The sequence below is a fragment of the Saccharopolyspora soli genome, from assembly GCF_022678645.1.
Lineage (GTDB): Bacteria > Actinomycetota > Actinomycetes > Mycobacteriales > Pseudonocardiaceae > Saccharopolyspora > Saccharopolyspora soli.
In genome coordinates, this window is the sequence record NZ_JALBWV010000141.1 from 1 (window position 1) to 5,723 (window position 5,723).

The window sequence follows — 5,723 nt, forward strand, 5'->3', positions numbered from 1 at the left end:
CGGATCACCTCATGCCGTACAAGGCCGCCGTCGAACTCGGCGGCGTGGCGGGTTCTCGATGCTGAACAGGGAGGGTTTGTGGCGGGTCAGCCCAAGAAGCGGGGACGTGTCCCGGTCCCGCCGCGGCAGCGACTGCACCGTGTGGATGGTCAACGCCGCCTGTTTCATGCGCGGTTGGCGGCTGCCCGTACTCCTGGTGAGCGGCTGATCGCGGTCGCGCAGTCGTTGGTGGCGTTGACCCGCGACAACCAGCCCGATGCGGACGAGGTGGACGCGGTCGTGGACGAGTTCGCGCAGGACATGACGCGGAAGCTCCGAGAGATTTACGCACGTCGATACCGGCAGGCGACACCGCGCAAGTGACCGACCCCCAGGGGTGTCCTGTCGCCCAGTTCTGTTTTGCCTGCCCGATGACTTGAGAAATGAGGGAAAACGATGCTGCCCGATCACACACCCGTCGACCACGCCCGTGCTGGGCAGGAGGCCGGGCCGGTCCCGATGACGGTGAGTTTGGACTCTGCGGCCGAGGAGGCGCCGCAGCCCGAGCAGACGAGCCCCGGCGGGCGGCTGCGCGCCACGGTGGCCGGGTTCGTCGCTGAGGTGAAGAGCTTGCCGGAGGCGGTGCACAGCCCGGCCACGGTGCGCGAACGCGCACGTAGTGGCGAATACACCACGGTGAAACCTGGAGAACGGAGTGCGCTTCGGGGCGTCAACACGGCGTGGGCGAAGGTGGTGGCGACACCGGTCACGTGGGTGCTGATGCCCGTCGTCTGGCTGTTTCAGTCCTTGGCGCGGTTCCTTGTCGGCGTCCCGGTCATCTTCGCGGTGGCCACGGCGGTGGCGCAGATCCCGCTTGTCGGCCTGCTGATTCCGGACTGGCTGAACGTCGCCGCCTGGTTGGGGTGGTAAGCCATGCTGATCCTGGCTATGGTCCTCGCCGCCATCCTGACTGCGCCGTTGACGGCTCGGGAGATCTTCGAAGGTCTCACCGAACTGCGTGGCGGCGACACCGGCCGCGCGCAGCGCCGCCACACGGAGCGCATGCAGAAACGGCAGCATGCGCACGAGAAGTGGCGGGAGCGCGTCAATGAACGCGCCGCGTTGCGGGATCGGGGACACAAGACGATCGGCCGTGCGGTGCAGCACCGGCTCGCCGAGTGGATCGAGAACTCGGGAACGAAGATCGAGGCGGTCGAGGACCGCACCACCGCCGACATCGCCGCCGGGCGCACACCGGGGATGTTCACCTCGGCGTGGCGGCGGGCGCGGCAGCGGGCCCACGCCACGCTCCGCGACTGGGCCTCCCGCGCGGAGGAGCGGCTGCAGCAGCGTTTCGAACGCCGCCACGGCGACCCGACCACCCCCAACCCAGAACCCGCCACGTCGGCAGGCGACCGGACTGAGCAGGGCTCGGGCGACGGCTTCCGGGCCTCCGTCGACGACGACCCCCCGCAGTCCACGCCCCACGATGGTGGGGGGCCGTGGGTGTCGCCGCCACCAGGGTCGATTCACGCCGAACAGCCTGGCACCGCTGGAGATTCCGCCGATGATGAGCCTCGGCGGGTCATCGTGGTGGACGGCGAAGTGGTCCGCGACCAGCCCCTGCGGTGCTGGGGCATGTGTGGGAACCCTGCGGCGCCTGGCTCGGACTACTGCCTGTTCTGCAGGCCGAATCAGCGGCGTTGCGAGACGGGATGCGGTCGGCATGCCGAGCCAGAAAGCCCGTTGTGCGCGCCGTGCCAGCGGAGCCGGGCCTTGACCCAAGGTCCGGCTCGCGCTTTGACCGCAGGTGAAGAGGAGGTGCATCAACCGGATTCGGACAACCCAGGTTCCGGTGACACGTCGGAACCGACAGCAGATGTGATCCCTCTGTTTCAGTCGCAAGGAGAAGCAATGACCTCGGCAGAAGAAACGATTCGCGTGGATTCCGGTCAGATCGTCAATCCCGAAACCGGGATCGCGTTCTCGACGTCCGCGGCTGCCCTGCTGGAGAAGCTCAATGAGCAGGTGCTCGTCGCCAAGAACATGATGGTGACCAAGAAGATCGACGCGGGTCAGATCGCGACGATGGAGCAGGCGTTCTCGCACATCAACGCCGCGAAGGCGGCCCTCGACAGTCTCTCCGGGGACTTCACGGGGCACCTGAATGCCAAGCAGGTGGCCCACGCCACCGGCGCGGGTACCGATCAGAGTTACCTGGGCTGATCGGTCCTCGAAATCATCTGATTCCGCCCGCCCTTCCCTGGTTGAACTGGGGGAGGGCGGGCGGAATCGCTTGAGTCGTTCACGTAGTGACGGGAGGTCCCCATGGGCAGGCGTGAGGTGCTCGACCCCGCCGACGACACCGATGACTGGTCTGCCTTGGCCGGTGCGGGGAAGTGGGCGAAAGACAAGATCAAGCAGGCGCGGGTGAGGCGCCATGCCCGAAGGCGGGCGTGGGGCCCGAGGGAGTTGCACATCCGCGCGTGGCAGAAATCGGTGGTCACCCCGCCGGTCACCTCGGCACTGACCTGGGGTACCGGGCAGTGCGCCCATTTGCTGGCGTTGCAGGCCGACACCTCGATGTTCGGGGCTGCCGCGCTGGCCGGATTCACCGTGGGCGGCGCGGCGTTCGTGGTGCGCGTGGCCGGGAAGAAGGTGTTCGTCAAGCGGTGGGAATCGCTGTACTGGACCACCGCTGGCACCATCACCGCGTGGATCACGATCGCCACCATCACCGGGGCGACGTGGACGCTGACGGCACTGCTGGCGCTGGCCATGATCGTGCTCGCCCGGCCGTGGTGGCACGCCCATCCCACGCCCGCCCCGGCACAGCTCGAACTGCCCAGCGGGGCCGCCGAGCTCCCGGCTCTGGAAGCTGCTCCAGCCACCCAGGAGACCGACCACATCGTGGATGAGATCCTGGACCGCTGGTACACCTTCATCGACAAACCGGGGCGGCTGGACGGCTCGGTGCTCACCGAGCACGTCGAACTGCCCCATGGGCAGCGCTTCGACGTCCACCTGGACCGCGACCGGCACACCATCAAAGACGTGCTGGACCTCAAGCCGCGCATCGCCGCGGTCATGGGTCCGCTGGGGATGTCGATCGACGACATCCTCATCGAGCAGCACACCGCGAACGGGGTGACCGACCACGGGAAAGCGACGATCACCTTCACCACGACCAACCCGTTGAAGGACGGGGTTCCCTACCAGGGGCCGCGCTACGACAACGGGTGGATCGCGGTGGGCCCGTGGCGCGACGGCCAGGGCTGGGGGTCGATCCGGCTCGCCGACCACAACGCCAGCGTGTTCAACGGCCTCGTCACCGGCGACCCCGGCACCGGGAAATCCGTGTTCCTGGAGAACCTGGGCATGTCGGCGCTGGCGTCGGGATGCTGGAAGGTCTTCTACACCGACGGGTCCGAAGACGCGGACTCCTCCAGCCTGCTCAACGACCACATGACCTGGTCGCAAGCGGGAATCGAGGGCGCGTGGCGCTCGCTGGCCGCCGTGAAGGACTACCTGGCGTACCGCGGGGTGGAAAACAACGCGCTCCCGGCCGACATTCGCGGCGTGAACCCGTCTCCGGAGCGCATGGGACTGCTGTGGATCATCGACGAGCTACACCGCCTTGCCGCCGCCGACCCGGCTTTCGCCCTGGAACTCGCGCAAGTCGTCCGCCTGGGCCGCAAGAAAGGCGTCGCGGTGTGGGGCGCCACGCAGGGCGTCGACCTCAAGGAAGACTTCGGCGGCGTTACCGCGCTGCGTGACATCCTCACCAGCCGCAACGTGGTCGCGTTCTACTCCAGCTCGACGTACGCGCACACGATGATCTCCGGCGCGAAGATCGCGCCGAATACCCTGCCCAACGACGGTGGCTACGCCTACCTCAAAACCCCAGGGATGATGCGGGCGGCGATGCTGCGCACCGACTACAGCCAGGACATGACCCCCTGGGCCCGCCAGATCCCCGAGTACCCGTGGGACGAAGGCGGCTGGCTGTCGGTCCGGAAACACCTGGAAGCGCACAACACCGACCAGGAGGAGAAGCGGGAAGAGGCCCAGCGTCGCCTCCAGGCGATGCGGATCCGGCTGCAGCACGGCCTCGACATCGACCACGACGACGCGACCAGACCGTCCAAGAACAACCCCGGATCGGGGCCGCTGGCGGCGCTGTTCGCGCTCATCCCGACACCGGCATTCGCCGACGAGACCACCGCAACGTCCTCGACGGCGAACGATGACGAACGGGACGAGCTCGACAGGCTGCACCACGCGATCCTGGGCCTGGTGCGCGAGGGCGTGACGGCCACCGGAGACATCGTCGACCGCATGCGAGCCCGCGACGTCGCCGAACGCACCACCAAACGCAAACTCGCCGAACTCCTCGACCGCGGCCACCTGGAGCGAGGCATCAAACAAGGCGTCTACCAAATCCCAGCCGCCTGACCATCCGCGAAACCCATCACACCATGCCGTGCGCCTGTCACGCAGGAACCCCATTCCGCGCGACAGGCGCACAGTGATCCGCTGCGTCGCCCACGCACGCGGTTGGCGAATCGAAATTTCTGTAATGGAAGGAGTATCCCATGATTCTGGGAGTGTCCGCTGTCGGAATCGCCTTGGCGGCGTTCGGTATCTATTTCCTGCTGACGAGGGTCAGAAACTGGCCCCGCTTCGTGCATGACCTCATTCCCGGCCTGTTGAAGCTCCTCGCGCTGTTCACCGGAACCAGTGCGCTGCTGTTCATCCCGCTTCCGATCCCGTCCTTGAACATCAGCAGCCTCGGAGACGTACTGGCCTGGGTCCTCGGGCTTCCGTTCGAGCTTATCGTGCTGATCTTCGGCGGCACGGTTGGCGCGATGGCCGCGATCGTGCTGGGTCTCCTCATCCTCGGGACCGTGTTCGACGTCGGACTGGACAAGAAACCGGACGGGATCGCCAAGACCACCATGGTGATTGGGCCAGTGCTGGCGATGATCGCTATCGGCCCCGTCGCGGACATGGTGAATGGCGCCGCCGACGCCGCAATCAATGGGGGAGCAAACGTCGTCAACTCGGTCAGCGGCGAGTAGCGCGCAGCTACAACGTACTGCGCAGTCATTGAAAATGATGTTGGTGAGTGGTATTCGCAGCCCATGACCTGCCCTGATGTGGTGTGGTCGTGGGTTGCGGGGATTGCTCATTCGCATGGTCTGCTGGTGCTGGAGCACTGGCGCCTGGCCTGTATTTCGTTCCAGCGCCACTCATTTACTCCCCAGGCCAGGCGCCTTCACCTTTGTTCGCGGAAAACCACGGGATGGCCGCTCGATGAGTAGCGACATGATGCACGACCGCTCGGCGGTCGTGATGCTGTACGACAACCCCCACTGCGCTGGCCCAGCGCGGATCGCCACGATGACTTATCGGCCGAGTGATCCGTACGCGATGGAACTGCGCTTCGTCGACCACGGTAGGACCGTGACGTGGACATTCCACCGGGACCTGCTGCATCCATCCAGGCACGTCGACGGCATGGACCTCGACGTCGAGTGGACCGACCACATCGTGCGGATCACGCGCCGTTCCGCCGCGAGCGTCTTCGTCCGGGCCGACTCGATCAGCCTGAACCTCTTCCTTGACGAGGTATTCAGCTTGATCTCCGACGACGCTGCCGCAACGGCAGCGGCCCGCAAACTCGACACAGTTCTACCGCGACTGCTCAACGAGCGGTAAGCGTAACCCCACCCCACCGGCGG

6 protein-coding genes are annotated in these 5,723 nt (G+C 66.4%); all 6 read left to right on the plus strand.

All coding sequences use genetic code 11. The features are described from left to right. The first annotated feature begins 174 nt into the window (after positions 1 to 174). The 6 genes from MOQ72_RS43740 to MOQ72_RS43765 all read left to right on the plus strand — a co-directional run bounded on the left by MOQ72_RS43740 (position 175) and on the right by MOQ72_RS43765 (position 5,700). The gene (locus MOQ72_RS43740) at positions 175 to 363 is read left to right on the plus strand and encodes a hypothetical protein (RefSeq protein WP_242191968.1); all 189 of its coding nucleotides are present in this window, start codon (positions 175 to 177) and stop codon (positions 361 to 363) included. Between the two features lie 72 nt (positions 364 to 435). Further along, positions 436 to 909 (plus strand): hypothetical protein, encoded by a 474-nt coding sequence (locus tag MOQ72_RS43745; protein ID WP_242191969.1) that lies wholly within the window; start codon positions 436 to 438, stop codon positions 907 to 909. Between the two features lie 3 nt (positions 910 to 912). Beyond that, a complete protein-coding gene (locus MOQ72_RS43750) occupies positions 913 to 2,205 on the plus strand; it encodes a hypothetical protein (RefSeq protein ID WP_242191970.1) in 1,293 nt (430 codons plus the stop codon). 102 nt (positions 2,206 to 2,307) lie between these two features. Further along, complete coding sequence (locus tag MOQ72_RS43755) at positions 2,308 to 4,434, plus strand: ATP-binding protein (protein ID WP_242191971.1); 2,127 nt, start codon at positions 2,308 to 2,310, stop codon at positions 4,432 to 4,434. Between the two features lie 140 nt (positions 4,435 to 4,574). Next, entirely contained in the window at positions 4,575 to 5,060 is a 486-nt protein-coding gene (locus MOQ72_RS43760; RefSeq protein ID WP_242191972.1) for a DMT family protein, read from the plus strand. A gap of 235 nt (positions 5,061 to 5,295) precedes the next feature. Continuing rightward, positions 5,296 to 5,700, plus strand: coding sequence for an SsgA family sporulation/cell division regulator (locus MOQ72_RS43765; protein ID WP_242191973.1), 405 nt, complete (start codon positions 5,296 to 5,298; stop codon positions 5,698 to 5,700). The last annotated feature ends 23 nt before the right edge of the window (positions 5,701 to 5,723 follow it).

Excerpts from the sequence above, each read along its gene's own strand:
- MOQ72_RS43745 (WP_242191969.1), top strand. The coding sequence starts at position 436 with ATGCTGCCCGATCACACACCCGTCGACCACGCCCGTGCTGGGCAGGAG.
- MOQ72_RS43750 (WP_242191970.1), top strand. The coding sequence starts at position 913 with ATGCTGATCCTGGCTATGGTCCTCGCCGCCATCCTGACTGCGCCGTTG.
- MOQ72_RS43755 (WP_242191971.1), top strand. The coding sequence starts at position 2,308 with ATGGGCAGGCGTGAGGTGCTCGACCCCGCCGACGACACCGATGACTGG.
- MOQ72_RS43760 (WP_242191972.1), top strand. The coding sequence starts at position 4,575 with ATGATTCTGGGAGTGTCCGCTGTCGGAATCGCCTTGGCGGCGTTCGGT.
- MOQ72_RS43765 (WP_242191973.1), top strand. The coding sequence starts at position 5,296 with ATGAGTAGCGACATGATGCACGACCGCTCGGCGGTCGTGATGCTGTAC.